This is a genomic window from Metabacillus sp. cB07, from assembly GCF_016839225.1.
GTDB classification, from domain to species: domain Bacteria; phylum Bacillota; class Bacilli; order Bacillales; family Bacillaceae; genus Bacillus_P; species Bacillus_P indicus.
The window spans coordinates 2021593-2048202 of the sequence record NZ_CP069296.1; the positions used below are offsets into that span (position 1 = coordinate 2021593).

Annotated in this window: 27 protein-coding genes and 1 riboswitch; of the genes, 3 read left to right on the forward strand and 24 right to left on the reverse strand. The window is 43.8% G+C overall.

The features are described from left to right. Positions 1-62: 62 nt before the first annotated feature. The 20 genes from JOJ89_RS10145 to JOJ89_RS10240 all read right to left on the reverse strand — a co-directional run bounded on the left by JOJ89_RS10145 (position 63) and on the right by JOJ89_RS10240 (position 19243). Positions 63-1001, reverse strand: coding sequence for an LAGLIDADG family homing endonuclease (locus tag JOJ89_RS10145; protein WP_203290201.1), 939 nt, complete (start codon positions 999-1001; stop codon positions 63-65). A gap of 356 nt (positions 1002-1357) precedes the next feature. After that, on the reverse strand, positions 1358-1990 hold the full coding sequence (locus JOJ89_RS10150) for a type 1 glutamine amidotransferase family protein (RefSeq protein WP_029565686.1): 633 nt from the start codon (positions 1988-1990) through the stop codon (positions 1358-1360). A gap of 74 nt (positions 1991-2064) precedes the next feature. After that, positions 2065-3027 (reverse strand): helix-turn-helix transcriptional regulator, encoded by a 963-nt coding sequence (locus JOJ89_RS10155; protein ID WP_203290202.1) that lies wholly within the window; start codon positions 3025-3027, stop codon positions 2065-2067. Positions 3028-3154: 127 nt separating this feature from the next. Further along, entirely contained in the window at positions 3155-3943 is a 789-nt protein-coding gene (locus JOJ89_RS10160; protein WP_029565688.1) for a nucleotidyltransferase domain-containing protein, read from the reverse strand. 93 nt (positions 3944-4036) lie between these two features. Then, on the reverse strand, positions 4037-4561 hold the full coding sequence (locus tag JOJ89_RS10165) for an SRPBCC domain-containing protein (protein WP_029565689.1): 525 nt from the start codon (positions 4559-4561) through the stop codon (positions 4037-4039). A 124-nt stretch (positions 4562-4685) separates the two neighbouring features. Then, positions 4686-5963 carry an MFS transporter gene (locus tag JOJ89_RS10170; protein WP_203290203.1) on the reverse strand — a complete coding sequence of 426 codons (1278 nt, stop codon included), beginning with the start codon at positions 5961-5963 and terminating at the stop codon, positions 4686-4688. A 205-nt stretch (positions 5964-6168) separates the two neighbouring features. Further along, positions 6169-6573, reverse strand: coding sequence for a bifunctional adenosylcobinamide kinase/adenosylcobinamide-phosphate guanylyltransferase (locus tag JOJ89_RS10175; protein ID WP_203290204.1), 405 nt, complete (start codon positions 6571-6573; stop codon positions 6169-6171). After that, the gene (locus tag JOJ89_RS10180; protein WP_203290205.1) at positions 6525-7142 is read right to left on the reverse strand and encodes a histidine phosphatase family protein; all 618 of its coding nucleotides are present in this window, start codon (positions 7140-7142) and stop codon (positions 6525-6527) included. The genes JOJ89_RS10175 and JOJ89_RS10180 overlap by 49 nt, the downstream gene beginning before the upstream one ends. Beyond that, positions 7094-7852 carry an adenosylcobinamide-GDP ribazoletransferase gene (gene cobS / locus JOJ89_RS10185; RefSeq protein WP_203290206.1) on the reverse strand — a complete coding sequence of 253 codons (759 nt, stop codon included), beginning with the start codon at positions 7850-7852 and terminating at the stop codon, positions 7094-7096. Before cobS ends, JOJ89_RS10180 begins: the two co-directional genes overlap by 49 nt. Further along, positions 7849-8406, reverse strand: a complete 558-nt coding sequence (locus tag JOJ89_RS10190; protein WP_051865246.1) for a bifunctional adenosylcobinamide kinase/adenosylcobinamide-phosphate guanylyltransferase — start codon at positions 8404-8406, stop codon at positions 7849-7851. The genes cobS and JOJ89_RS10190 overlap by 4 nt, the downstream gene beginning before the upstream one ends. After that, a complete protein-coding gene (locus JOJ89_RS10195; RefSeq protein WP_029281046.1) occupies positions 8400-9464 on the reverse strand; it encodes a threonine-phosphate decarboxylase in 1065 nt (354 codons plus the stop codon). Before JOJ89_RS10195 ends, JOJ89_RS10190 begins: the two co-directional genes overlap by 7 nt. Before the next feature lies 1 nt (position 9465). Next, entirely contained in the window at positions 9466-10428 is a 963-nt protein-coding gene (gene cbiB, locus JOJ89_RS10200) for an adenosylcobinamide-phosphate synthase CbiB (RefSeq protein WP_029281044.1), read from the reverse strand. After that, positions 10412-11722, reverse strand: coding sequence for an ABC transporter ATP-binding protein (locus tag JOJ89_RS10205; RefSeq protein ID WP_203290207.1), 1311 nt, complete (start codon positions 11720-11722; stop codon positions 10412-10414). Before JOJ89_RS10205 ends, cbiB begins: the two co-directional genes overlap by 17 nt. A 16-nt stretch (positions 11723-11738) precedes the next feature. Beyond that, the gene (locus JOJ89_RS10210) at positions 11739-12749 is read right to left on the reverse strand and encodes a FecCD family ABC transporter permease (RefSeq protein WP_081870185.1); all 1011 of its coding nucleotides are present in this window, start codon (positions 12747-12749) and stop codon (positions 11739-11741) included. 13 nt (positions 12750-12762) lie between these two features. Then, a complete protein-coding gene (locus JOJ89_RS10215) occupies positions 12763-13737 on the reverse strand; it encodes an ABC transporter substrate-binding protein (protein WP_203290208.1) in 975 nt (324 codons plus the stop codon). A gap of 26 nt (positions 13738-13763) precedes the next feature. After that, the gene (gene cobT / locus JOJ89_RS10220; RefSeq protein ID WP_029565696.1) at positions 13764-14813 is read right to left on the reverse strand and encodes a nicotinate-nucleotide--dimethylbenzimidazole phosphoribosyltransferase; all 1050 of its coding nucleotides are present in this window, start codon (positions 14811-14813) and stop codon (positions 13764-13766) included. Between the two features lie 5 nt (positions 14814-14818). Then, a complete protein-coding gene (locus JOJ89_RS10225; protein ID WP_203290209.1) occupies positions 14819-16336 on the reverse strand; it encodes a cobyric acid synthase in 1518 nt (505 codons plus the stop codon). Beyond that, positions 16320-16868, reverse strand: coding sequence for a cob(I)yrinic acid a,c-diamide adenosyltransferase (locus JOJ89_RS10230; protein WP_029281033.1), 549 nt, complete (start codon positions 16866-16868; stop codon positions 16320-16322). Before JOJ89_RS10230 ends, JOJ89_RS10225 begins: the two co-directional genes overlap by 17 nt. A 122-nt stretch (positions 16869-16990) precedes the next feature. Continuing rightward, positions 16991-17174: riboswitch (cobalamin riboswitch) on the reverse strand. A gap of 46 nt (positions 17175-17220) precedes the next feature. Beyond that, complete coding sequence (locus JOJ89_RS10235; protein WP_029281029.1) at positions 17221-17907, reverse strand: Dph6-related ATP pyrophosphatase; 687 nt, start codon at positions 17905-17907, stop codon at positions 17221-17223. Positions 17908-17992: 85 nt separating this feature from the next. Further along, entirely contained in the window at positions 17993-19243 is a 1251-nt protein-coding gene (locus JOJ89_RS10240; RefSeq protein WP_029281027.1) for a M20 family metallo-hydrolase, read from the reverse strand. Positions 19244-19443: 200 nt separating this feature from the next. On the opposite strand from JOJ89_RS10240, the gene JOJ89_RS10245 reads away from it, so the two are divergent. Continuing rightward, a complete protein-coding gene (locus tag JOJ89_RS10245) occupies positions 19444-19716 on the forward strand; it encodes a hypothetical protein (RefSeq protein ID WP_029281025.1) in 273 nt (90 codons plus the stop codon). Positions 19717-19826: 110 nt separating this feature from the next. Beyond that, a complete protein-coding gene (locus JOJ89_RS10250) occupies positions 19827-20276 on the forward strand; it encodes a cupredoxin domain-containing protein (RefSeq protein WP_029281023.1) in 450 nt (149 codons plus the stop codon). Positions 20277-20889: 613 nt separating this feature from the next. Here JOJ89_RS10250 and JOJ89_RS10255 read toward each other — a convergent pair. Further along, positions 20890-21843, reverse strand: a complete 954-nt coding sequence (locus JOJ89_RS10255) for an FG-GAP repeat domain-containing protein (protein WP_203290210.1) — start codon at positions 21841-21843, stop codon at positions 20890-20892. A 97-nt stretch (positions 21844-21940) separates the two neighbouring features. Here JOJ89_RS10255 and JOJ89_RS10260 point away from each other — a divergent pair, with 97 nt between their 5' ends. After that, complete coding sequence (locus tag JOJ89_RS10260) at positions 21941-23062, forward strand: NAD(P)/FAD-dependent oxidoreductase (protein WP_203290211.1); 1122 nt, start codon at positions 21941-21943, stop codon at positions 23060-23062. A gap of 62 nt (positions 23063-23124) precedes the next feature. Here the strand turns inward: JOJ89_RS10260 and JOJ89_RS10265 are convergent, their stop codons facing one another. The 3 genes from JOJ89_RS10265 to JOJ89_RS10275 form a co-directional block, all read right to left on the reverse strand. Continuing rightward, entirely contained in the window at positions 23125-23910 is a 786-nt protein-coding gene (locus tag JOJ89_RS10265) for a phosphatidate cytidylyltransferase (RefSeq protein WP_029281018.1), read from the reverse strand. Between the two features lie 161 nt (positions 23911-24071). Then, entirely contained in the window at positions 24072-25271 is a 1200-nt protein-coding gene (locus JOJ89_RS10270; RefSeq protein ID WP_203290212.1) for a hypothetical protein, read from the reverse strand. Further along, positions 25272-26411 (reverse strand): HesA/MoeB/ThiF family protein, encoded by a 1140-nt coding sequence (locus JOJ89_RS10275; RefSeq protein ID WP_029565704.1) that lies wholly within the window; start codon positions 26409-26411, stop codon positions 25272-25274. Between the last annotated feature and the right edge of the window lie 199 nt (positions 26412-26610).

Below are 26610 nucleotides of genomic sequence, written 5' to 3' on the forward strand. Positions count from 1 at the left end.
TTATATTATGTAAACCGGACAATTGTTAATTAAAAAGAGGTCAGAATCACCTCTTTCTAAATTTATATATTGTATTTTGTTCTCCAGTTCTTAATTGTTTGCGGTTTTACATGTAGGATGCTGCAGATTTCTTCTATTGATTTATTTTGTTCGTTAAGCTTTTTAAACAATTTTAGACGTTCGTTCACTGCTGTTTTTGTCATTTTAAGAGGCCGATCATTTAATTGTTCTAAAGGAATTTCATCTAATCTAAACTCGTTAAATTTCCTTGTTAAATATATGGTTTTATTCCTGTAAATCCATTCTCCGAACAATTGAATGGTTCTTGCACCAGTTAGAAAAAGTCTGCTGATATTTTCCTTATTAATCAAAAAGGGTTCAAAACCATTCTCTTCAAGTAAATCATTTAAACTAAAGATAAACTCTTTTGATCCGCTAACAAAGCTTATTTGTTTCTTTTCATGATTCACGTACCCATCTCCATCAAAATACCCTCTAATAAAATGACTTATGTACTCTTCTGGTACATAAGGGAATTTAACAGATCCGGACTTATTAGAAGTAAAACCGTGTAAATCAATCAGATCGGATTTCATTATTTTGCTGTTCAGATTTAATATAAACACCCCAGTTTTTTTATTTTGTACAAGAGGCTGATCGGTATTCAGTTCTTTTTTAATCAGATTTAAAATATAGCTCTCCTTTTGAGAAATACTGATTTGCTGCAGCTTATCATGAATGCATCCGTCAGCAGCAAAAAAACCGAGCAAATATGCCATTGTTGGACTCCATTGCTTGAAGTAATGCTCATTAAAGACATACTTCCTCTTCCAGCTCCCCCTCGGACGCATTTCAACGTCATGTTTTGAAAGAATATTGCGTATGCTGCCTGCTGTAACACCTGCCAGTTCGGCGATTTCCGAGGTGCTCTTGCCATCTTTGTAAAGCCTGATCACTTCTTCACTTTCAAGCAAACATTTCCTGTTTTTAGATGCTGACACGACATAACAGCCTCCAGTACAAATGGTTTTCGGTTCATTCTTATTATACCGAACATTTGTTCTTTGTGTCTATTTTTAGCATTTTTCTATGTAAACGACAGTTTTTTTATTATGGAAGTCGAACAAAACAGAGGTGATTTGTATGCTGTCAAAAAATAATCAAATGAACCGCGATCAGCTTGAGTTAAGCAATTGGAGCAGATACGCCATTGTTGGACTCCCTTGTTTGAAATAATGCTCATAAAGAAAAGAAATAGCGTCAGGAAAATGCGGCTTTACACCGACAAGGAAATTCCAAATTAAAAAGCCCAACTTCTCTACAATTCAAAACAGAGAAATTGAGCTTTTCAGTACCTTCATTTATTTATCGAATTCATTAACTGGAAAAAGTATTCAGATTGATGAGTCTTATTTAGGTTATACCAAGACTGCAATGCATCTGGTGTTAATACATCTAATTTTGTCAGTACCTCCATTGCAAATTCCAGAGGAGCTATTCCTGATGCCGTAACTAAATTCTCATCAGATACCGCAGATCCCAACTCATAGACCTTTTCTCCTTTATAGTTAGGACATATCATTTTAGTATATTCCAAGTTATTACTTGTATGCTTTCTGGCATCTAAGTATCCCATGTTCGCAAGGCCCTCAACTGCACCGCAAATTGCAGCAACAATCGTGCCAAGCTTTAAAGCTACTCCAACTCTTTCCAAGATTGGCTGATGTATATCTTCACTCCAAGTAGTTCCTCCAGGCAAGATTAAAAGGTCGTTACCCTCGAGTGTACATTCATCAAGGGAGATATCTGGTTTTATGCTCAGTCCTCCCATTGTAGTAATCACTTCTTTATTAGCCCCTACTGTCATTACTTTTAAAGGTGCTGCATCTTTTTTGAAATATCTTCCTGAGTTTAATTCAGCGATTAAATAGCCATATTCCCAGTCCGACATGGTATTAAATACATAGAGAAAAGCTCTTTTTGTTTGCATCGAATAACACTCCAATCACAGTTGATAGTGCCAGTATAAAATAACTTCCCTGACAGGTAGCGTCAGGGAAGTTATTAAACTTGATGAAATTCGATTAATTCCGTCAGAACTTCAATCAGTCTTTCCTTAAGACTCCTTGGCTCTATAACTTGAATTGATTTATTGTACGGTAAAAGTAAATAAGGTACATATGTATGGAGCACATCTTTTTCAAGAAGAAAGACGGCTTGATTGGAAGTCCGTTCTTGTAAATAATGCTCTAAAAACCAATGCTGGCAAATATCAGCCAATACACTTTTTTTTCCGCTAATAACCAAGGAAATGATTTCTTCCTTACCTTCTATCGTTGGAAGAAGGCCTTTTGTGAAAACGTCCCGTGCTGAAAAATTTTCTGGCCGGTTAAATTTATTTTCGGACAGCATTAGACTTTCCATTCGATCTACTCTAAAACTGCGTAGATCATTTCTAAGATGACAGAATCCAATCACATACCATTTAGTATTCCAATAAATCATTTTGTACGGATCGATCAATCGATCATTTAATTGCTTTTCGCCACTTTTACAATAAAGAAAAGTTACTGAGTACCCGTCAGCTACGGCCTGCTGCAGCTCCTTCAAAAAAGGTTCCATAGAGTGTGGACTTAATCGATTTATTACTTCTAGACTAGTTACATGCTGGTTTATCTTTGTTTCCTGCTCTTGATTTGAGTATTTCCTTAGTTTTGAAATGGCCCTATGTAGTGCCTCACCACCATAATATCCGGCTTCGTCTGCAAAAACACTAGCGTGAAAGAGTGATGTTTGTTCCTCAGAATCAAAAAAAAGAGGAGCCTCAATAAAGTTGTTTAATAAAGTGTACCCACCGTTATGTCCTGGTTCTGAAATGACAGGTACGCCACTTATTGAAATGGTATCCATATAACGATACACAGTCCTTATATTCATCTCTAACTTTTCTGAAATTTCTTTTGCAGTCACTTTTTTACCTGAGCGAAGCATCCATAGAATGGCTAACATATTGTCAGTTTTAGGCATGTGATTCCACCTCTATATAAAATTTTTTCCAATTATCGGTTCTTTTTTTAACGAACATTTGTTCTTATGTCCTATTTTTAGCACTTTTCTATCTAAACACAAGAAAAAAGCCCCTTCCAGGAGCTCTTTATCTCTTATCCCAAACCTCTTTCAGCATATCCCTGAAAAGTTCATTTAATTGGGCGGTGGGATCCTTCTTGACCGTCCTCCACTGCTCTGCAGCAAGCTTCAGCCGGCTTATTTCTGCATCAAGGAACGAATTGATCACATCTATTCTAGGTTCTTTATCAAGTTCGTCTCCTTTTATTTTTCTTGCAAGCAGGATGAGTATCTCCTGCTTAAGCGGACTTTCAGGCAGCAATTCAAGTAGAGTCTGGAATTCCATCGGCGGAAATTCATTCTTTTCTTCAATCCATTTGGCTGCAAGCACCGGGCGAAGCACATAAAAGTATTTTTTGATTTTAACGGTGCTTCCCTGCAAATAATCCCTGTAGTTCCCGCTTGCCATATTCAAATAATGATACATCGCAGACTGCGGGGTAAAAACGCTGTCCTGTATCTCAGCCATCCGCTCAAGGGCTGTATAGGCACGATAGTAGATAATCGGCGACTTCATCCATTCCATGAGCGGCGGATTGGATTTTCTGAATAGCTTCAGCGCTTTTGTCAGATCCCAGCCAGACACATCAAGAAGATCATTGATAGGTCTTTCAATCACGTCACGGTTTGAACCGACTCCGACCGGATCAATGCTTAAGTAATGCTCGGGCTTGTGTATGTAGAGAAACCGTACGTCATAATCACTGTCCTTTGAAGGGAATCCCCACGCTCTGCTGCCTGATTCACAGGCATAGAGGATTTTAACCTCATTTGTTTCCTCTATATCAAGTAAAACCTCAAGAATTTGTTCTCTCATTGCTGTTTCTCCTTATGTGTTTGTTAATAGTATACACCTTAAAAGGAAAGAGATGGAAACAAAAAAAGCCGCCGCAGCAGCTTTTTACACTGTTTATTTTAAAGTTGGCAGCAATTCATCGAGGCACTCAAACTGAGACGACATCCCTTCAACAACGCCCATTTCAGCAACTTTCTTAAGCTCTTCCTCTGTAGCGAATTCTGACACAGCAATTAATTTTGTGAGATCTCCGTGATCTTCAAAATACATCGTAATCACCATTTGCGGCATTTGCTCTGAAACGGCGCCTGTTTCATCTGAAAATGCATCCACATAAACAATCTTCTCAGGGACCGAGATTTCTTTGTAGGTTGCAATTCCCCATGATTCCATACCGTAAAAGTCACCCTGCTCTTTGTCTTCGCAGCGCATGCAGTAATGCCAGACGCCTCCAGGTTCAAATTCAAACCGTTTGTTTGCAGTACTCCACCCTTTAGGCCCCCACCAGGCTGCAAGCAGATCAGGTTCGGCGTATGCTCTGAAAACAAGTTCTCTTGGAGCATGAAACATTCTTTCAATAATCAGTTCTTTTCCCTCGACTCTTGAGACAACTGAAGCCGCACTCTTATTTACTGACATGGAAATTCCTCCTTTTTGTTGCATACCTTACTCACATTCGAGCTGCATAAACGAATTCCTGCACAAATATTTATGCGCAAAATAAAAAACCCTCCATGATCAGAGAGTTTTTGGAAAAAATGAATCAGCTTTCTTTTACTTGAACGGACGGCTTTGCAATCACGTGCTCTTCTTTTAATTTGAACAGCGGCATGATCAGCATCGTGCCAAGCAGGAACAAAACGCCGGATACGGTATAAACGCCTGAAAGACTCAGCGGATTTTTAAGGAGACCCGACAGCGACATGCCTGCAACCATCATCCCCATGAAGAGCGGGTTGAGAACCCCATTGACGCGTCCTACAAATGCTTCGTCTGTATTTTTTAGAATCAGCGTATTGATGCCGATGTGGATGCACGGGAAGAAAAATCCGTTAAGCAGCTGAAGGCCGATTGTCAGCGGGAAGCTTGTGGACCAGCCTATGCTGATGGTGAAAATCATGCTTGAGAAAATACCTAAAGCAAGCAGCTTTTGAGGTGAAATTTTCTTTGAGAAGGCAATGACAATTCCCCCTCCGGCAAGCATCCCAATTCCATTGGCCATGATCAGCCACTGCAGGTAGTCTTTCGTCAGACCGAGATTTTCAATCGTGATAAAAATCATCAGCGGCGAAATCAAGCCGACAGCAAGACCGCAAACCGCAAATACTCCGCCCATTGTCGTCAGAACTTTTTTGCCGATGACATAACGGAATCCGTCTGCAAGTTCCTTTTTAAAGCTTGTTTCGTCATCTGATTTGACTTTTTCAAGATCGCGGGGCAAAAACGTCAGAACAGCAGCGGACAGCAAAAACATGACTCCCATGACTATAATGGATGTGTAAATGCCGTATGACTGGTATACTATGGTGCCAATGACTGGGCCGATTACCATGAAAACAGCCATCAATGACTGGAAAATAGCCATTGCAGACTGCAGCTGGTCTTCAGGAACGTGCTGCTTCAGCAGTCTCATCGCTGAAGGCATCGAAAACTGTGACAGGATCGCTGAAACGAGCGTTGCAAAGAAAATAGCATGCCATGATCCGTATATAAGAGTTAATAAAACAACAAAGATAGATACAGCGGACAGTACGTCACACCAGACCATTGTCAGTTTCGGTTTCCACCTGTCAGCAAACGTTCCGCCTATGATGGAAAAAATAAAGATTGGTGCAAACTCGGCAATGGAAATAAGCGACACATAGACAGGATCGTTATTCGTAAGCTCTGTTACATACAGTAAAATGGCAAAGTTTCGAATCCAGATTCCAAGCTGCAGCAGGAAGTTGGATCCCATGATCGCAAGAACAATCCGGTTTTTGAATAAATTTCCTGAAGGGGTGCCTTTTGCGGGCATTGCTTCAGTCAAACTGTTTTCCATACTTATCATGCCTTTCAAGCTTAATGTAAGTCTTTTACATGATTTCCGTTTCTGCAGAAGCTAAGACAAGTGACGTCGTACTTATTCGCGCTTTAGTCTTAATCTCCCTTCAGATTTAATAAAGAATAATCACAATGAAGATTATATACGAAACTCATAACGTTTAGATACTAAATTTTTCAAAATAAAAAAAGGGACAAAGCCCTTATTTTACCTTTTTTACAAGTCCATGCCATACGCTGTGAACATCGGTGCATATCGCAGCGGCATCCTGCTGGATCCATCCGTTCACGTCTCTCAGGCGTCTTTCATTTTCTGAGACCGGCACAATCCCTTTACCGATTTCAAGCATAATGATGATGGTTTCTTGTTTCCGTTCAAGCAGTTCATTTAATAGTTCGCTGTATTGTGTTCTTACTGCCTTTAAATCTGTCAAATCCTCTGTCCCAATCCATTGTTCAAAGCCTTCAAGAACAAGAGGACCATCATCGATCTTTTTCCAATCAAGCAGATGGTTCCCGCTGTAAGCAGTAATCCACGCTGCATGGGGCCATCTGCTTTTCACATAGGCTTTTTTCCCGCTATAGGCTCCTCCGATAATGAGATGCACGTCCATCCCTCCTTCCTTTCTTCAGCCTTTAAAATAACTGCTTTACCAAATGGTGCTGAGATGTGCCAGAATTCAGGAGTGTTCAGAAAAGAAGAAACAATCTGTCTGATTACTCCTCCGTGTGTGACGATTACTGCTGAATCAAGTTCTCCTTCTAGAAGTTCTTCTAAAAAAGACGATACTCTCTCCTGAAATGAAATGCCTGTTTCTCCGCCTGGAGGGCCGGTGCTTTCCCAGTTGTCGAGCCATGAGGAATACATGCTGCTGTGTTTCAAGTCTTCATACGTCCTCCCTTCCCATTCCCCGAAATGAAGTTCTCTTATGCGGGCATCATATGTAACCGGCTGATGGGGAAAAAGAAAGGCTGCTGTCTCCCGGCACCTGAGGAGGTCGCTTGAATACACGTTTGCAGTGCTGTATTCATGTAGAAATGTTTTTAATTGAATATACTCCTCCAGAGAACCGCTGCTCACCGGGAGGTCGCTGTGTCCTAAATACCTTCTCTCTGCATTCCACTGCGTCAAACCATGCCGAATAAGAAAAAGCTGAACAGTACGCCCAGATTCCAAATCTCTGCCCCCTCAATAGAGGCACCGGCAGTGTCTCCGTTTATTCCTTGAAACTGCTTTTCTGACCACCGGCCGAAAAGAAAACAAAAAAGAATCTGCAGCAGAAACATCATGCAGAATATCCAATTGAAAACCATAAATGGCAGGAGCCAGCATGCGGCAATGATCAGTTCTTTCATGGAGAGATGCTGTTTCCAAAAAGAAGCCATTCCGCCAGTCTGAAAAGCTTTAAACCCATACAGATGCATTAATACCTGAAGTCGTGACAGCATGGGAATGACAATCAGATAGATTCCTGAATGGTCAATGGCAAGCAAATTGTGTACAAACGCCATTTTCCAGCCTAATAAAAAAATCACGGCCAGAACGGCAAAACTGCCTGCACGTGAATCTTTTAAAATCTCTCTCTTCTTCTTCACATCTCCATTTGATCCCGCTGCGTCTGCAACGTCCATAACGCCGTCAAGATGAAGGCCGCCTGATAAGTAAACCCAGACACTGATCAGCAAAAGTGACAGCATGGACGCAGGCAGGATATCGTTCAGCAGCTGGAAAAGCACAAACATGCTGGCTCCTATGACAAGCCCTGAAACGGGAAAGAAACGCAAAGCCCATTTTAGTGTTTTTTCATCCATGCCGTACTCGATCCTGAGGGGAATTCTTGTCAGAAACTGCAGAGCAAGAATTCCCCCATAAAAAACTTGTTTCATTGATTATTTCCTCCCCAGACCCCTTCAGGGTAATGACCATCTTTCTTCCAGACAACAGGCAGGCCGCATACGGCTTCATAAACATTATCCGCTGCATGGACGGCTAGTTTATGAACCGACTCAAGACATTGAATATAGTGGTCTGCAACTCTGTTTTTTAAAGGGATTCCTTCGTTTACATCATTTGATACTAAAAACAGATGAAGGTTTTTTCTTTTAGAGATGCTCAGCAGGTTTTTGAAACGGGCTGCTGTCTCCTGGGCAGACAATTGCTCTGAGAACATGACATTGCTTGTCCAGACCGTCAGACAGTCTATTAAAACAACTGCAGAATCGGGAATTCTTCCGGCTGCCACGTCTATGTGCAGCGGCTCTTCGATTGTTATCCACCTGTTTCCTCTGTCCTGTTGATGAATGGAAATACGTTCTGGCATTTCGCTTTTCCTTGCAGTGGCTATATAAAAAGGCTTCCTGTCCCCTGCGGCGTCCGCTGCCATTTGTTCTGCCAGTCTGCTTTTTCCTGAGCGCGCACCTCCTGAAATAAATGTCAGCACGACGCATTTCTCCATTTTCTTAACGCTTTAAGCAAAACCATGTTCTCCTCTCTCGTCCGGACAGCCAGCCTTATAGCGCTGCCTTCAATCAGCGGGAAATTAACGGTGTGCCGCACAAGTATTCCTTCTCCTGCTAGAAAAAGCAGAAGCTGTTCGTGATTCTGAAGGAGCGGATCACGCAGCAAATAGAAATTGACAGTTGTATCAGACACTTGGAACTTCATTTTCAGGAGTTCATTTCTTACGTACTGCCATTCTTCCGCGAGCCATTCTTTAGCTGCAATCAGGAAGTCCTTTGTATCCGGCAGCGCATGTATGACCGAAAGAGCCATAGCATTGACGCTCCAGGGGACTGAAAGGGACTCGAGCTTTCGTATGATTTGCTCGTGAGCAAGCACATAACCGAGCCTGATGCCAGGAACGGCAAAGATTTTGGTCAGTGACCTCAAGAGGATGAGGTTTGGAAATGCTCCCAGTAAATGAGCAAGGCTGGAGCCCGAAAAATGAACAAAAGCTTCATCAACGACTATATATTGACCCGCTTGTTTTGCTGTTTCAAGCAATCTGACAATCTTATCTTCAGGAAGCATTTCTCCTGTGGGATTATTAGGACGGCATAGAAATAATAAGTCGGTATCCTGTATGAAAGCTTCAGATTCTATTAGATCCTCATAGCTGAAGTGTTTTATGTGAAGCTGATGGATCCGGCATGCCCGCTCATACTCGCTGAAGGCCGGCTGAAAGATGCCGGCCCTCTTCCCTTTAAACATATGGGCAACTAAGAAAATAGCTTCTGCCCCGCCGTTTGCAAGCCAAATATTTTCCGTCTTTACGTCTTCAATAGAAGCAAGAATTCCCCGTTCCTCTATATAAGCAGGGTCAGGATATACTGAGCTTTTTTTAAGAAGGCTTTTCTGCATGGATTGCAGGACGGTGTCAGGGATGCCAAGCGGATTTAGATTGGCGCTGAAATCAAGCAAATCGCTGCCTTCGTCAATTCCTTTCATTGTCAGCAGATTCTGAATGGCAGTTGAATTCCCCCCATGCTGAGGCCACATATTATATCCTCCTTAACATGAACAAGCACAGATAGATTGCAAGAAACACAACCCATGCGCCGTTCATTATTTGTATTGATTGTTTGATGTGGACGGGCAAAAGACTTGTCTGCGCATCACCGAGCTTTGCACGATGTGAAACCGCTCCTGAATACGTATTCCTTCCTCCAAGCTGAATGCCCAGCAGTCCTGCAGTCATCGCCTCCGGCCAGCCGCTGTTTGGACTTGGATGCTTTTTGGCATCCCTCCATGTGATATGCCAGCCGTTTCGTCTTTTCATTCCCCTGATAAAAAAACTGCCTGCCCACATGCAAAAGGCGCATAGTCTTGCTGGCAGAAGATTCATAAGATCATCAAGTCTTGCGGAACCAAACCCAAAATCACGGTATCTCTCATTTTTGTAGCCAACCATTGAATCGAGGGTATTAACCGCTCTGTAGGCAAGGGCAAGCGGTGCTCCGCCAACAATAGCGAATACAAGAGGACTTATGATCGCATCAACTGTGTTTTCGGCTACTGTTTCCGCCGCTCCTCTTGTGATTTCACCTGAAGGCAAATCGGCAGTATCTCTTCCCACGATTTCGCTCAGTTTTTTCCGAGCTTTTGAAAGATTGCCTTCTGCAAGAGGCTTATAAACCTCCAGTGCAGCTGTCTTCAGTCCTTTAATCGCCATAGTTGTAGAAATCAAATAAACCTCTGCACATAAGCCTGCTGCGCAGTGGATGGAATAAAGCCACTTCAGGAGAAACATGGCTGTGATAAATACCGCTGCAGGCAGACAAATGGCAAGCAACATTCCTTTTCCTTTTTTCCAGTAACCTTTGTTCAGGATCCTCTCTGCTTTGCGGATGATCTTTCCAAAAAGAACGACCGGATGAGGCAGCCATTTAGGATCTCCGATGATCAAATCCAGCAGCACGCTCCCTGCCACCAGTAATAGAGTATGTTCAGCAAATGGCTGCAAAGGAATTCTCCAGTCTTTTCAGAGCCTTCATGATCAGCGCATCAGCAGCCTCCATGACGGAAGGGTCATCCGGTTTGCTGCTGCTATAAGCTCCTGCCGCAAGCTCAGGCTCTGCATTCGGAAACAGTCTTGTCATCCCGGCATTCATCTTAAGGGTGAGATTTATTAGTCCGATGTCGCTGACTGGAGCATCTGTTAAAAGGGCTGCACTCAGGATGCTGTCCGAATAGGAAAGGATGATGAAAAACGTGTTCATCGACTCATTTTTAATAAAATGATCAGGGATCCTGTTATGATTGCAGATGAAAATGTTGTTTCCAAGTGACCACAGGATAAGCTGTGCGGCTGTTTCTTTCTGTCCGCTGTTTACTTCCAGGCGGCTGGACCAGTGCAGGCCGCTGCCTTTTGGTCCTGTTGTCAGCATTCGAAATGGCTGTTCCATCGTGATGATTGGCGGAGTTCCCTGGTCAATATGCAGCGCCGAAAGCAAATCACTCCGTTTTCCTTGCAGGTAATCCGGCGATAAGGTAATATGCGGCTTTGGAGCAGCAGGATGGGACGAAAAGTGAAGAGAAAGGTCATAAACATCAGAGAATGTTTGCTCATTTTCTTTTTTCAGTCCGTCGTAGCATCCTGCAAGCACCCCCCGATTAAGCAAGGCAATTTGATCCGCATAAAGCGAGGCAAGATTCAAGTCGTGAAGGATGGCCAAAATGGTCAGGCTCATTTCCTTCTGCAGTGTTTTCAGCAGTTCAAGAAGCTCCTTTGTGTGTTTTATATCCAGATGATTTGTCGGCTCATCGAGCAGCAGAAGCTCAGGCTCCTGGGCGAGAGCTTTTGCGAGAAGCACCCGCTGTTTTTCTCCGCCGCTTAACGCATGAAAGGGTCTATTTCTGTACGGCCAGACAGCCGTCTGTCTCATCGCTTTTTCCGCCGCTTTCCTGTCTGCATCAGAATGTTCTTTAAAAAACATCCCTTTTTGATGTGGGTATCTTCCGAGCATCACGATTTCCTCTGCAGTGAAATCGAGCCCAGATTGATTTTCCTGCGTCATGACGGCCGTTTTTCTTGCAAGTTCCTTTTGCGAGTAGGAGGAAAGCTTTTTTCCATCTAAAAAGATGGCGCCATTTCTTACAGGCAGCGCTCCCATGATCAAGCGGATCACCGTCGTCTTTCCGCTGCCGTTTGGTCCTGCCAGCGCTAAGAAATCACCTTTCTTAATGGTGAAGGAAAGATCATGGATGACTGTTTTTTTAGCATCATAGCCCCCTGAAAGGTTTTTCACTTGCAGCATAGAGCCTCCTCCTTTCTCATCCGTGCTTTTGTCTCCGGTTCTTCACCAGCAAAAAGGTAAAGATGGGTGAGCCGATCAGGGCTGTGATCACACCGATCGGCAGCTCCTTCGGTGAAATGATGGATCTTGCAAGCAAATCCGCAAGCACCAGATATCCGCCGCCAATCAGCATAGACAGCGGGAGAACGTGCCGGTGGTTTGGCCCTGCAAGCAGTCTGACGAGATGAGGAATCACAAGACCGACAAAGCTGATGGCCCCGGAAACAGCAACGGCGCTCCCTGTAAGGATCGACGCGGCTATTAAAATAATCGTTTTTTTCGTTTTTACATTCATCCCGGCAAACTGCGCAGACTGCTCGCCAAGTGCCAGATTGTTCAGTTCCCTGTAATGATAGAGGATGATCAGTGCACCTATTATAAAAAAGGGGAAAATCAGCTGAACATGCCCCCATCCTCTCATTGAGACACTTCCCATGATCCAATAGAGAATTTGACTGATGTCCTCACGCGGAACAAGCGCGATTAGCAGCGAGATAAAGGCACTGATAAAGGAAGAAACAATAATGCCTGCAAGGATAATGGTTTCATTCGTCAGCTTTCCGCTTGCCAGCTGGGTGAGAGCAAAAACAATGAGCAGCGTGATCATTCCGAAAAGGACAGCTATGACCGGGAGCGTAAAATGGCCTAAAACCGTCAGCTGAATTTGGAAAAAGATAATGATGACTGCCCCGAGCGAAGCTCCTGACGAAACACCGATTGTATAAGGATCTGCAAGCGGGTTCTGCAGCAGCCCCTGGAAAGCCGCTCCCGCCAACGAAAGAGAGGCTCCAACAAAAAAGGCAAGAAGCACTCTTGAAAACCTGATTTCCCAGATAATCATTTCTGTGCTCTGCTCCCCGTTATAAAGAGGTACATGAAAGATCTTGCCGGCAAGAATGTTTAAAATATCAGGGACGGTCACTTGAACCGCCCCAGCCAAAACTCCTAAAAGGATGCTGCATGCTGCAAAGCAGACAGCGCCTATCATCAAGAGCCAATTTCTATTTCTTGAAGATGTCTGGATAGATAAGTCTGCCAAGCTCTTCAGCTCCATCCGCAAGACGAGGTCCCGGACGGGTGACCAGGTCACTGTTTACATCAAACACTTGTTTCGACTGAACGGCTTTAATGGAGTTCCACCCGCTTCTTGAAAGAACTTGCTCTGCTGGGTTTTCAACATAGTAGCCATACGTTGTGATGATGGTATCCGGATTGCTGCTGACGATCTTCTCTTCATCCATTTTGACCCAGCCTTCTTCAGAAGCCGCTACGTTCTCTGCGCCGATCATCTCAAGCATTTCGTTCATAAAGGTTCCTTTGCCTGTCGTGTAGATCTCAGGCTGAGGCGACACTTCAATCCAGACGCGTTTCGGATCTTTTACCTCTTTGGCTTTTTCTTTTATGGAAGCAACTTTCTTGTCCATATCATTTATGATGCTGTCTGCCATATCCAGCGTGTCTGTTGCTTTTCCGATAGTTCTGATAGCCGTGTAAACTTGATCAAATGAAGTCTGTGAACCAACGATGAAAACCTTTATGCCCGCAGCTTCATACTGCTTGATGATTTCGCCGTGATTTTGTGCATGGTAATCCTGCAAAAATGCGATATCAGGCTGAAGGGCAATGATTTTTTCAGCATTCATGTCCTGGGCACCGACTTTTTCTTTTTGTGCAGCTGCTTCCGGATAATTGTCATAGTCGGATACTCCGACAATTTCATCCCCGAGTCCAAGAGCGAAAAGGATTTCCGTCGTGCTCGGAAGCAGGGACACGATTTTCTCCGGCTTTTCCTCTAAGGTTATTTCATTTCCTGCATCATCTGTGACCGTTACTGGAAAAGAAGCTTCACTTTTTTCAGCCTGCTCTTTCTTTGTGCCGGCAGGCTGTGTTTGGTCTCCTTGTGCACAGCCGGAAAGGATGCCTGCAAGAAGCATCAGGATCAGGGTTATTCGAGTAAAATATGTAGGTAATTTCATAGGTTTTTCCGCCTTTATTCAATTTTTTAAATATGTTCTTTTGAAACACCTGCAGAATCAAACGTGGCCATGTTCTTAACCATGTCTGATGCTGCCTGGACAAAAGGGAAAACAAGGGCAGCCCCGGTCCCTTCTCCAAGCCGCAGTCCCATTGAAACAAGCGGTTTTTTGCCCAGCCTGTCCAAAATTAAAAGGTGCCCAGGTTCAACCGACAGGTGTCCTGCAATCATATAATCCTTAGCATGTTCCGTTAAATGTGCTGCCAATAGAGCTGCAGTCGTGCAAATGAAGCCATCGAGCAGAACAGGAATCCTGCGGTAAGCTGCAAAGAGCATGGCTCCTGCCATTGCGCCGATTTCAAATCCGCCAACCTTTGAAAGAACATCCAGCGGGTCATTTGGATTCGGCCTGTGAAGCTCGAGCGCCCTGCGGATGATCTCTGATTTAAACGAAATTTGTTTCGAATCAATGCCTGTTCCTCTTCCAGTCAGATCTTCCGGTTTGATTCCGGTCAGGGCAGCTGAAATGGCGCTGCTCGAAGTTGTGTTGCCGATGCCCATTTCACCGGGAATCAGCAGCTTTGCGCCCCTTTCAATGGTTTCTTCCGCGAGCCTCATTCCCATTTGAATGCTCCTAAGTGCATCTTTTCGCGACATGGCAGGCTCAGCTGCGAAATTTTTTGTGCCGTATCCGATTTTCTCGGTTCTTACACCGGGTATGTCTGCTTTAACGCCTGCGTCCACGATTTCAAGGAGTCCGTTTACGCGCTTTGTGAACACATTAATTGCAGCTCCGCCTGCTAAAAAATTTCTGACCATTTGACCTGTCACTTCCTGCGGATAAGCAGAGATGCCTTCTTCAGCAATCCCATGGTCCGCTGCAAAGACAATCACGCCAGGAGGTGAAACATCGGGTTTTACTTCTCCTGTCATTTCTGCTAACTGTACGGCTAATCGTTCAATTTCACCGAGACTTTGTAAAGGTTTGGTCAGTGTGTTTATGTATGCTTCTGCCTCCTGTCCCTTTGCTTTGTCTAACGGTTTTATCGCATCAATAATCTGATAAACATCAATCATTTTTTTCACCTCCTTTTCATGATTTCATAGATTCTATCTAAATCCAATGCAGCTCTTACATGATCTGCAAGCCTGTCAAATTCTCTTTCTTTCAATTCGCGAAAGAAGAGCGAGCGCTTAATCGGCTGCAGCCCTTTTTTGCTCCGGAGCCTGTTCAAAAAGCGCCATCTGAATGCGTCGTTGTGAAACACATCGTGCAAATAAGTTCCCATTGCGTGACCTTTTGTGTACCCTTCACCGGTCCCTTTCTGGATTGAAAATGGTGAAGGAGCATCAGACAGCAAAGTTTGTCCCATGTGAATCTCGTAACCTGAAAGAGTAAGGTCTTCATATCCTGAGACGGCACAAGGTCCTTCCGTCCGAATGGTTTTCTTATCCGCATACAGGACAGTTGACACAGGGAAAATGGCAAGCCCGTCCTGTTCTATAATGCCGGATTCGACGCCTACTGGATCAGACAGTTTTTCTCCCATCATTTGATACCCGCCGCATATCCCGATGATATGGGTTCCATTTTTATAAGCAGACAGCACTTTGTCAAAAAGTCCGGTCTCTTTTAAAAAATGAAGGTCTTCAGCTGTGTTTTTACTGCCTGGCAGGACAATAAGATCAGGCCGGCCAAATGCAGAGGCTTTTCTGACAAAGCGGATATTCACATCAGGCTCCAGTCTAAGAGGATCGATATCTGTAAAATTAGACAGTCTTGGGTAGGCAAGAACTGCAACATCCAAATCTCCCTCAAGATTTGTGCCTTGGGAGTACTGATTGAGGACGAGAGAGTCTTCGCCATCAATTTCAAGGTCCGGTATAAACGGGAGAACACCAACAACGGGTATTCCTGTGTACTCCTCAAACCATTGGAGCCCCGGTTTAAGCAGGTCAAGATCTCCCCTGAATTTATTAATAACAACTCCGGCAACCCGTTTGCGGTCTTTTTCCGCAACAAGCTGGAGCGTTCCGACAAGACTTGCAAATACCCCTCCTCTATCGATGTCTCCAACTAGTAAAACAGGGGCATCCGCAATCTCTGCAACGCGCATGTTGACAAGCTCACGGTCATTTAAATTGACTTCAGCAGGAGACCCCGCCCCTTCAATCACGACCGCGTCATACTTGCTTATCAGGTTGTGCAAAGAATTTTTTATCGCATTAAGACCAAGGTTGAAAAAATCCTGCCTGTATGCTCCGGCGTTCATGACTGCAAAGGGTCTGCCGTGAAAAACCACCTGGGATTCCATTTCACCTGAGGGTTTAATTAAGATCGGATTCATGTCAGTGTCAGCTTCTATTCCTGCTGCTTCTGCCTGAATACCCTGTGCTCTTCCGATCTCTTTGCCGTCTTTTGTTATGTATGAATTTAATGCCATGTTCTGTGATTTAAAGGGAGCCGTTTTATACCCGTCCTGACTTAAAATCCTGCACAGTGCGGTTGTCAGAATGCTTTTGCCTGCATCCGAATGAGTCCCCTGAATCATGAGTCGAAGCGCCTTTTTTTCCCCATTTTCATTAATATTCAATTCCATAAATGGCGTCGACACCTTCATCGTAATAATGCTTTTCAACGTCGATCACAGAGACGAGATCAGCTATTTCCCTGATTTCCTTTTTGGCGTTTCTGCCTGTCAGGACAAGGTGGACATGAGGGGGACGGTTTTGAATGGTCCAAATGACGTCTTCAAGAGGCAGAACATCGTCCACAGGAAAAGTCTGAATGGCAAGGGCATTATTGATTTCGTCAAGAATGACAACATCAGAGTCCCCGCTCAGAATGGATTCTTTTGCTTTTATCCAAGCCAGTTTTAAAGCTTCCCGGTGAATCTCGGGTGTTTTAGTCCAGGTAAACCCGGCCCCGAGCTGCTGAATACTGACTCCGGGCAGAGCATTCAGTATCGTTCTCTCGCCGTAAGTCCGCTCAGGTGATTTAATAAATTGCAGGATGGACACGTTCATTTGTCTTCCGGCAGCCCGCACGGCAAGACCAATTGCTGCTGTCGTTTTTCCTTTTCCATTGCCTGTATAGACCAGCACTCTTCCTTTTTCATTTTTTATCGCCATACATCCATCTCCCATCTTTTTTGCCAATATAAAAAGGCCCTGACTGAAGACAGTCAAGGCCTAAATAAGCATAGTGAACTAACGCATACAGGGGTCCTGACTCGTTCTTCCCACCGAAAAACAAGCAAAAATCAATTAAAGCAGGTCTCCTGGCTTTGCGCTTCATCTTGTTACTTGAGCCTTCCCGACATTAGAGTCAGTGGCGATTCAGTTCAATCTGCGCTTACAGTAGCGGGGGCTGCGCCGGATTTCCACCGGCTTCCCTATTATCCTGAGTATTCAGGCACTTTAAAAGAATCATATTTTTTGTTCATTGTAATCTATAAAACTGGAAAAGTCATCAAGATTTTTTTCATGTTGTTGTTTTTTCTCTTAATTCGGCTTTCTCAATCTCCAGTCTTTTTGTCGTTTCCAGTTGAAGAACGTTACCGAATGCAATCTGGATTTCCTTTTTGAACAGCGGCCCGTCATAGACGAATGTATGGTATTCACCTGCCTCGCCCATAGGGCATATCTCTGTTTCTAAGGCGCGGTCAATAAATCGCTGATTAACCTCCATTCCGAGCCAGGATGGATCAAGCTTGTCATCTCTAACTCTGATTACAGCGGCTTTATATCCGCTTTCCGCAAATTGCTGAAGGGCATATATGGCGTTCTCTTTTTCCATCCATAAAGGGTAAAGCGGTTCAAGGCCCGCTGCTTCAGAGGCTTTTTCGCCCCACTCCCGGTGCTCCTCCAAGTAAAGGTCGCCGAAAGCAATACTTGTCAGGCCGTATTGTTCCTTCAACTCTTTCAGCGCACCGATAAAGTGATCCGTATAGCTATCATAGGTGCATGATATAAAATGCACCGGTATTTCAAGCGCAAGACTTTGCTGTTTGATCGCATCTATTTTCTCTCCGTGCCCGAATGTTCTTCCTGTTTCAGCCGGAACCGTCGTTATAAGGCATGCGATTTCATGCCCCTCGGCTGCAAGTTTATGAAGGGCCATGCATCCGTCTTTCCCTCCGCTCCAGGATACAGCTGTTTTCTTTTTCATTCACGTCCACCATCCCATCAAGAGTATAGCCTTGATTATGATGGGTTCAGAATGTTTAGTCAAAAAGAAAAATAGACAGCTTTGTCTATTTCACTGCCAATTTTAAGGCTGTCCTGTACAGCAGCTCTGTTCCAAGCGATATATCTCCCATCGTTGAAAACTCCTTTGGATTATGGCTGATGCCGTCTTTGCAGCGGACAAAAATCATCCCGTAATCACATTCATAAGACATCGCGAGTGCATCATGAAAAGGTCCGCTCATCAGTTCAGGCGCATCCAGACCAATCTCCTTGCTCGCTGCCCTCATAGTATTCATAATGTCCTCCGAGCAATAGCGCGGTTCACTGTTTGTGTCTTCAGAAACCGTATATGTCAGTCCGTGATCCTCGCAGATCAAATGCAGCCGTTTTCTCAACTGATTTTCTATGATATTTCTTCTTTCCATTTGAATATCCCTGAGATCTACCGTAAACATCACTTTTTCAGGTATGATGTTCCGTGAATCAGGAAAAACCTTCAGGCTCCCGACGGTCCCCACTGTGGGTGCAGATGGATCTTCTGAAGCGAGATCATTCAGGGCAACTATGACCTTTGCCGCTCCAACTAAAGCATCCTGTCTCATGTGCATTGGCACAGAACCGGCGTGGCCTGCAAAGCCTTCAAGCTCAACTGTCAGCCATAGCGGTCCCGAAATGCCTGTTACAATCCCGACTGGTGCATCCTTCGCTTCCAGAACCGGTCCCTGTTCAATGTGCAGCTCAAGGTAGGCTGAAATGCTTCCAGGAGAGTACTCTGACTCCTTAAATCGCTCGGGATCACATCCGAACGAAAGCAGCGCATCCCGCCGTGTTATGCCATCTTTATCCTTCCGGTCAAGTTCTCCCTCTTCCAGTTTGCCGAGAATCCCTCTTACACCAAATAATCCTTTATTAAATCGCGCTCCCTCTTCATCACAAAAAGCAGCAACTTCAATTGGCATATCCGGTTTCACTGAATTCTCCTGCAGCGTCTGAACTGCTTCGATTGCCCCTAGAACACCGATGACTCCATCAAATCTTCCGCCATAAGGCTGCGAATCAATATGGGACCCGAGCATAAGGACAGGTGCTTCAGCTCTTTTTCCCTCAAGCCTGCCAATCAGATTTCCAAAGTGATCAATCCGTGCGGCAAGGCCTGCTTCCTCCATCCAGCCTTTGACTGTTTCCATTGCCTGTTTATCTTCTTTTGACAATGCGAGCCTTGAAACTCCGGTTTCGCCAATTCTTCCTATTTCAGCGAGTTTATGAATTCTTTCTTCTAATCGGGTTTTATTGATGGTCAGTGTCTGTTCAGGCATGTATGACCCTCCTTTAAAAGTAATAGAATATTCTGTCTTTATACTATAGGAAAACGGAGCTCTTTTCATTTTTCTAAATGTAAAAGGATTCAACCTAAGTTCTTACACTTTGTCCATTTCTGCCGTTCTATTGTGCTTTTCCGGTGAAACCGATAAACTATAAGAGATAACGAATATCGGCCACTGGAGGTCTTCTTTTCATGAAAGCAAGGTATGAACTTGATAAAATGCAAATTACATTAAGCAATGTGACTCTGAGGCATTTTGCGGACAGTTATGTTCTGCTGAAAGCAGCAGATGAAAATAAGAATGAAGTCACGATAAAGCTCTCTCACGATCAGGCTGATTTCCTTGAAGCTGAATTCAGAGAATTGAACCGCAGGAGAAGAACATACTCTGAAGTTTATCGGGAGATTGATGAGGAAGAAGATTCTTATAACTTGTTTTCACCGGAATTTTTAACTGAAGAATAACAAAAAGGATGTCTGGGGCCGGACATCCTTTTTTTGCGCTTAAAAACAGCAGACAAGTTTCCCCCGGACGGGCATATAGTATGGTAATCAACTGCTCTGGGAGGGAAAATATGAGATTTGTAGTTATAAGAAAAAAATGGATTGTGATTGCTGCTGTTCTTTTTGCGGTTATTGGCTCCGGAAGCTGGTTTTATCTGAATCAGGATGCAGCTGAGGTCATTTCCGCCCAGCATGCAGATGAGAAGGCAGAAATCCATATGGTGACCGGAGAATTCACATCTAAAACGGATGACGGGCGAAAAATTGAGGCGTACCGTTTTGATCCCGGCTCAATTACAATTCAAAAAGGTGAAGCCGTTACGTTGACCATCCACGGAGTAAATGGCGCGGAGCATCCCTTCAGGATTGAAGGAACAGACATAAAAGGTGTGGTCAAAAAAGGTGAAAAAGCGGTCATACCTTTAAAATTTGATGAAGAAGGAACCTACCGCCTAATTTGCGATACGCATTCCAGCCATGGCCAGGGTGCGCCGATGATTGCTTATATTGTTGTGGATTAATCCAGCACAAAAGAGAGCTGCGAAAACTACAGCTCTCTTTTTATTTCCAGGTAAAGGGCAGGTTCCGATTGTGTGAGTTTTCGATTCAGCTAAGTGCAGCAAAGCTGGTTTAACAACACAAACTCAGCTGCAGGAAGCCACGTAAGTGCTGCAAAGCTGGTTTAACAACACAAACTCTGCTGCAGGAAGCCGCATAAGTGCTGCAAAGCTGGTTTAACAACATAAACTCAGCTGCAGGAAGCCACGTAAGTGCTGCAAAGATGGTTTAACAACACAAACTCTGCTGCAGGTAGCCGCATAAGTGCTGCAAAACTGGTTTAACAACACAAACTCTGCTGCAGGTAGCCGCATAAGTGCTGCAAAGCTGGTTTAACAACATAAACTCAACTGCAGGAAGCCACGTAAGTGCTGCAAAGATGGTTTAACAACACAAACTCTGCTGCAGGAAGCCGCATAAGTGCTGCAAAACTGGTTTAATAACACAAACTCAGCTGCAGGTAGCCGCGTAAGTGCAGCAAAAACAGTTTATCAACAAAAACTCAGTTACAAGGAGTCACATAAGTGCTGCAACATTTATCTGTCTCCCGAAGCTAAACAGCATATTCCGCGTTTCTTACGTTTCCTCCCCAAACACAGCAATGCTCTGCCGGACTGTTTTAAAAGCAGTGCCGTCCCATTTCAGAACATTCATCATGTACCCCAGACCATCAGCGCTGTATCTGCCTGCGATGTTCTGATAGGTGTCCAGTTCGTAAATGCCGTCACGCTCAAAATCAACAGGATACAGTCCTGAAAGCGGGGCGACCCACCCTTCAACAGGCTTTTTCAGTGTCCCGTCACTGTTATAGATCTCGTTCAAGTACTCTTTTCCTTTATACTGCAGATCGAGCAGATACTTTTTTTGCGGATTTGCGCTTGTCACCTTTGCTTTAAATTGATCAAGGTAAGTAACGGTATAGGTGTTTGATTTGTTGAATGATTCATCATCGAAGATCAGTTTATATTGTCCTTTTTCATAGGTGTATATATAAGCATAAATGAGGCCTCCGCTTCCTCCTGTATTAATGATGACGAGGATATCGTCTTTTTTATCTCCCGTGAAATCTCCCAGAAATATGGTTGGATCATATCCTGCGTTTTCTTTTAGCGGGATTTTCTGAACTTTTCCCGTGGCGCCGTTTCTTATATTGAGGGTGATGTTTTGCAAAAACGGACTGTCCGGTGTTTGTGATGCTGTCAGAAAGACGGTATCCGGTATGCCGTCTCCGGTGACATCCCCAACTGCTTCTGCAGCAACAAATCTTGCTTCTTCTTTGTAAAAGTCCTTGAAATAACGGCTTCTCCCCTGAAAGTATCCTGCTGGAAACCAGCCATTAGCTCCATGTTTCAATACGAGCACATAATCATCGTTGTAGAGTCTATAGGCGGCTGCAACTTCCAGAGCATGGTCGCCATCAAAGTCAGCGGCAATCACTGCCTTCCGCATAGCTGGTTCAGATATTTCGAGCACGCAGGCGCCCAAAGGCAGAAATGGGAGAACAATCGCAGTATAGTCAGCTTGATACATGCTGCACCCCGCTTTTTTCAGATTTGATACTTTATCCTATGCTCTTTTATAATGAGATAGGTACATAAGTGGAAATGACGCAAAGGATGAGATTTATATGAAAAAGATCGTTGTGATCGGTGCAGGTATTTTAGGTGCATCGGCAGCTTATCATTTAACAAAGCTTGGAGCGCAAGTGACGATAATCGACCGGAAAGATGCAGGTCAGGCAACAGATGCAGCTGCAGGCATTGTCTGTCCCTGGGTTTCACAAAGACGTAACAAAGCCTGGTATCAGCTTGTCAAAAAGGGTGCCCGCTATTATCCCGAGCTGATTGATGCACTCGAGGAGGACGGTGAAACCGGTACTGGCTATAAGCGCGTAGGAGCTCTCGTTCTTCAGCAGGACCCTGAAAAAATGGAGAAAATCATCGTGCGTACGGAAAAAAGAAAACAGGATGCTCCTGAAATCGGTGAACTTATCCCGCTGACAAAAGAAGAAACAAAAGAGAAGTTCCCTCTTCTCTCAGAAGAGTATTCATCTGTTCATGTAGAAGGGGCGGCACGGGTAGACGGCAGAGCATTAAGAGATGCGTTACTTCATGCTGCTCAGAAAAACGGTGCAAAGCTTATTAGTGGCGATGCTGCCCTTATCTTTCAGCAAGGCAAGGTAACAGGAGCACGTGTAAAGGAAGAAGCAATTGAAGCCGACGAAATCATTGTCTGTGCGGGAGCCTGGGCGAATCAAGTGCTTCAGCCCCTCGGCATCCATTTTCAGGTTAGCTATCAGAAAGCGCAGATTGCTCATTTTAAAATGGAAGCAGAACACACTTCAGACTGGCCTGTTCTTATGCCCCCCGCCAACCATTATCTTCTTGCTTTTGATGATGGGAGGATTGTGGCAGGAGCCACACATGAGGATGATGTGAAAGGTTATGATACAAGAGTGACAGCGGGAGGAATGCTTGATGTTTTTTCAAAAGCCCTTAATGTCGCTCCAGGACTTGAAGAAGGCACATTTCTCGAAGCAAGAACCGGCTTCAGGCCGTTTACCCCCGGGTTCTTGCCTGTTATCGGGCGGATTCCTGAATGGTCCGGTCTCATTGTCGCAAATGGTTTAGGGGCATCAGGACTGACGATGGGTCCATACCTCGGGCTTGAGCTTGCAAGACTTGCTCTTGGTTTAGAACCTGAAATCGATTTAGCGGATTATCCAATTACGGGTGCATTGGAAGAGTGAAAAAAAATCCCCCAAAAAGTCATAATCGACTGCTTGGGGGATTCATTTTTTTATCGCTTTTTTTAGATCAGACCTACCAGCTTCAAACCGATGAAAACAAAGATCCAGCTGTCAAGACGATCAAGAATGCCGCCATGACCCGGAAGAAGCTTTCCGGAATCCTTCACTTTAAAGTGGCGCTTCAAAGCAGATTCGACAAGATCTCCTACCTGACCGGCAATGGAAACGATGAAAATCAGCAGAAGCGTTTCTCCGTAAGAAGCAAATGGATGGAAACTTGCCTGCATAACAAGACCAATGATAAGAGCAATGATAATTCCTCCGACAGACCCTTCGATGGTTTTATTCGGGCTCACGTTTGGCGCAAGTTTACGTTTGCCAAATTTTCTTCCGACAAAATAGGCGCCTGAATCCGTTGCCCAGATCGAAATCAGTACTGCAAGCGTCCAAATCAAGCCTTCATCAATTCTTGCCTCAGCTAAAAACACAAATCCAAATCCGATGTAGAGAACACCTATCAGGAGCGTGCCTGCTTTTTCAATGGAATATTCAATGTTAAAGATGGTTGAGGTTAAGAAAAACAAGACCAGTGCCAGCAGCACTTTAATCTGAATGATTTCAAATGTCACATTCAGAAACGGCAGCAGCGGCAGGAACAAAAGGACAATCCCGATAATCCCCACAAAATACTTCGTGCCGTACTTTCTGATTTTGATAATGGTCGTTAATTCATGAAAGGCGATAATGGCCAAAATCAGTGCCAAATAAGTAAACCAGAATGCCCCTACATAAAAGGGAATCATGAACAGAATTAAGATAATGATGCCTGTAATCACACGTTCTTTCATTCTTTGCTACACTTCCTTATCTTTTTTTCCATTAATTGATTGTACTATAAAGAAAGGAAAAACGAAAAACAATTCTTTGAAAAGGTCATATTAATTCGCTTTTCATTAATAATCATGCAGTCTGACCAATGAAAAAAACATGCAAGTGGATCTTTGCATGTTTAAGTCGCTTCATTTGAGCTTATAGGTAGAGTACCCGTTTTGCTTCCTTTATATTTACTTGCTGCACCGATGCTCCAAATTACAGCATTAACAGATAAGATTGCCAGGGTGATGATGCCGTCCCAAAATAGCCAGCTGTTTAACGAATAGACGGAAAGCTGCACCATTGTCTGCTTCAGAAGCACGTAAAGCCCCGGAAGACTGTACAAGAACAATAATCCTGCTGCTATGATGCCGCCTATAAGGTAACATGATGCAAAGCTTTTAACATAGGACATTTCTTTTACGGATAATTCTTCTTTCAGGCTTTCTCCACGATCTTTTTTCCTCATATACCCCGTCATTATTTCTTTTGCATAACCGTGGAGGCTTGGCATGTTCAGCTTGTTCATAATCAGGAAATAGATATCTGTCCGCAAAAAAATCAAAAGCTGCCAGGCAAATCTCATCACAAGAAGCAGCGTAATCATTTTCAGTAGCTTCAAGGCAAATCCTGCAGCTGCCATCTGACCGGCTAACGATAAAAAGAGAAGAAAAGAATCAACAGCCATTCCTGCAGCATAGGGCAAATACCTTTTCTGCTTGGAAACGGACCAGAGCCCCGTCATATCTGCTTCGACCACAAGCCAGTAAAATCTCAGGCTCAAATTAAATTTAACTGGTATGCCGAGTCTTAAAGCAGCTAAATAATGGCCCAGTTCATGAAGAATGGTCAGAGGCCAGGATATGAAAAATAATAACAATAGACTGAGCCCTGTTGCTTCTGCTGCCCAAAAATCTTTGTAGACAGGACGCAATTCGGGAATACCTGCAATCATACCTATACTGAGAAGAAAAAACAGGACATAACATACTTGACTGATCGGGTGAAAGATGACGGAGGCTGCAGCAGAAAGAGATTTGCTGACAGGTTTTTCATCTGGCGGTATTAAAAACACTTTCCCGTCAATCGAATAGATCAACTCAAGCTCATGAAGAGTTTCGACAAAATCTAAAACATCCGCATCCATTTGTTCGTTTCTCAGCTGTTCAGAGATTTCGTTCAGCGTTTTGACACCGTCCAGCAAATGGATGATGTGCACAGCTTCATAAGGGACCCGGATAAATGTACCGCTGACTGGGTCTCCTACTGTAAATTCTTCTCCGTCTGCCTGAACAGAAAGTTTAGCCGTTACTTTAGAATCTAATGTTATATTCATTCAGACCCTGCTTTCTTTAGATAATTCCAGAATCATATTCAGGTCTGCAGGCTCATCTGAGTTCATATCCCCATTGCACGTCGGGCAGCCTGATGCTTTTTTCCACTGAGTTTCAGATAATCGTTCAAATGAAAGACTGCTGATCTCAAGAGACGAAGATTGATTGTCGGCCCTATCATATCCCGCAATTTGTTTAGCCAGTTCATTTGTTACCAGACCGGTGATCATCGCGATATTAGGAGCAAATGCTGTGTTTCTCTTCTGAAAAGAAGCCCCATACACAGCTTTTAGCTGGTGGATAAATTCTGGCGCCTCCCGTAAACTGTTCAGCAAGTAGCAATCAAAGCACCCGTTTTCTTCACCAGGTACATATTTTTGGAGAATAATACTTGTGTGTCCAATGCCTCCAAGAATGTAAGGCTTGCCTAATTTGACACAGGCAAAATTCACCCATCTTGTAGATAATATGCTTGGCTGATCGATCCCGTTTATGACAATATCCGATTCCCTTATGACTGGCAGCAAACTCTTTGCATCTTCAATTTTCACATTATGTACTTCAATATCAATTTCACTGTTAATCTTTTTTAAGCGATCACTTGAAGCCTCTGTTTTAAGTTTTCCAATGTCGTCTTCACAGTATAGAAACTGGCGGTTAAGGTTGCTGAGTTCAACCGAATCATAATCAAGCCCAATAATTCTGCCTGTTCCCATTCCTGCAAGGGCAGCTGCTGTTAAACTGAAGCCTCCGAGTCCAAGCAAGGCAACCGTTGTATGTTTAAATGTCTCCTGGTAAGTGAATCTGCTTTTCTTTAGAGTTGAAAAATTGGAAAAGTAGTTAAGATTTGAACGATATCTTTCCCGTTCATTTTCATTTAGAGACGTGTATTTGACTGCAGAAGCATCTTCAACAAGTCCATATTCATCAAGGTCATTCAAAATTTCAAGCAAATCCGCATGATCTATGTTCATTTCATTTGCAAGCTCCACCGTATTTCGTGTTCCGTCCATCAGGTTCAGCAGATCCCGGACACTTCCATCAAGATCTTCAAGTTCAAGATTGCCATCCTCTTTGCCGATCTGGACTTTGCCGTCAAATACGATGATCGGGGTATATATTGTTTTTAAGACAGGGTTCATCTGCTTTTTCAGCTCCTTCATACTAAAAAAGGCTTTAGGGACTCTGATGCTTGTCCTAAAGCCTTTTATTCATTACGCGTGATGGTTTACAAGAGCAACCAGCTTTTCAACCTTTTTGATTTTAATTTTCTTCATCCTGACAGCCTCCCCTGTTTTTATTTAATCCATATTTATGTAAATATTGAATTATAATGTAATA

Bases quoted from the DNA above. Each gene is read 5' to 3' on its own strand.
- JOJ89_RS10150 (WP_029565686.1), bottom strand. From the start codon at position 1,990: ATGCAAACAAAAAGAGCTTTTCTCTATGTATTTAATACCATGTCGGAC.
- JOJ89_RS10155 (WP_203290202.1), bottom strand. From the start codon at position 3,027: ATGCCTAAAACTGACAATATGTTAGCCATTCTATGGATGCTTCGCTCA.
- JOJ89_RS10160 (WP_029565688.1), bottom strand. From the start codon at position 3,943: ATGAGAGAACAAATTCTTGAGGTTTTACTTGATATAGAGGAAACAAAT.
- JOJ89_RS10165 (WP_029565689.1), bottom strand. From the start codon at position 4,561: ATGTCAGTAAATAAGAGTGCGGCTTCAGTTGTCTCAAGAGTCGAGGGA.
- JOJ89_RS10170 (WP_203290203.1), bottom strand. From the start codon at position 5,963: ATGGAAAACAGTTTGACTGAAGCAATGCCCGCAAAAGGCACCCCTTCA.
- cobS (WP_203290206.1), bottom strand. From the start codon at position 7,852: ATGAAACAAGTTTTTTATGGGGGAATTCTTGCTCTGCAGTTTCTGACA.
- JOJ89_RS10195 (WP_029281046.1), bottom strand. From the start codon at position 9,464: ATGTGGCCTCAGCATGGGGGGAATTCAACTGCCATTCAGAATCTGCTG.
- JOJ89_RS10205 (WP_203290207.1), bottom strand. From the start codon at position 11,722: ATGCTGCAAGTGAAAAACCTTTCAGGGGGCTATGATGCTAAAAAAACA.
- JOJ89_RS10210 (WP_081870185.1), bottom strand. From the start codon at position 12,749: ATGATAGGCGCTGTCTGCTTTGCAGCATGCAGCATCCTTTTAGGAGTT.
- JOJ89_RS10215 (WP_203290208.1), bottom strand. From the start codon at position 13,737: ATGAAATTACCTACATATTTTACTCGAATAACCCTGATCCTGATGCTT.
- cobT (WP_029565696.1), bottom strand. From the start codon at position 14,813: ATGATTGATGTTTATCAGATTATTGATGCGATAAAACCGTTAGACAAA.
- JOJ89_RS10225 (WP_203290209.1), bottom strand. From the start codon at position 16,336: ATGGAATTGAATATTAATGAAAATGGGGAAAAAAAGGCGCTTCGACTC.
- JOJ89_RS10230 (WP_029281033.1), bottom strand. From the start codon at position 16,868: ATGGCGATAAAAAATGAAAAAGGAAGAGTGCTGGTCTATACAGGCAAT.
- JOJ89_RS10235 (WP_029281029.1), bottom strand. From the start codon at position 17,907: ATGAAAAAGAAAACAGCTGTATCCTGGAGCGGAGGGAAAGACGGATGC.
- JOJ89_RS10240 (WP_029281027.1), bottom strand. From the start codon at position 19,243: ATGCCTGAACAGACACTGACCATCAATAAAACCCGATTAGAAGAAAGA.
- JOJ89_RS10245 (WP_029281025.1), top strand. From the start codon at position 19,444: ATGAAAGCAAGGTATGAACTTGATAAAATGCAAATTACATTAAGCAAT.
- JOJ89_RS10250 (WP_029281023.1), top strand. From the start codon at position 19,827: ATGAGATTTGTAGTTATAAGAAAAAAATGGATTGTGATTGCTGCTGTT.
- JOJ89_RS10255 (WP_203290210.1), bottom strand. From the start codon at position 21,843: ATGTATCAAGCTGACTATACTGCGATTGTTCTCCCATTTCTGCCTTTG.
- JOJ89_RS10260 (WP_203290211.1), top strand. From the start codon at position 21,941: ATGAAAAAGATCGTTGTGATCGGTGCAGGTATTTTAGGTGCATCGGCA.
- JOJ89_RS10265 (WP_029281018.1), bottom strand. From the start codon at position 23,910: ATGAAAGAACGTGTGATTACAGGCATCATTATCTTAATTCTGTTCATG.
- JOJ89_RS10270 (WP_203290212.1), bottom strand. From the start codon at position 25,271: ATGAATATAACATTAGATTCTAAAGTAACGGCTAAACTTTCTGTTCAG.
- JOJ89_RS10275 (WP_029565704.1), bottom strand. From the start codon at position 26,411: ATGAACCCTGTCTTAAAAACAATATATACCCCGATCATCGTATTTGAC.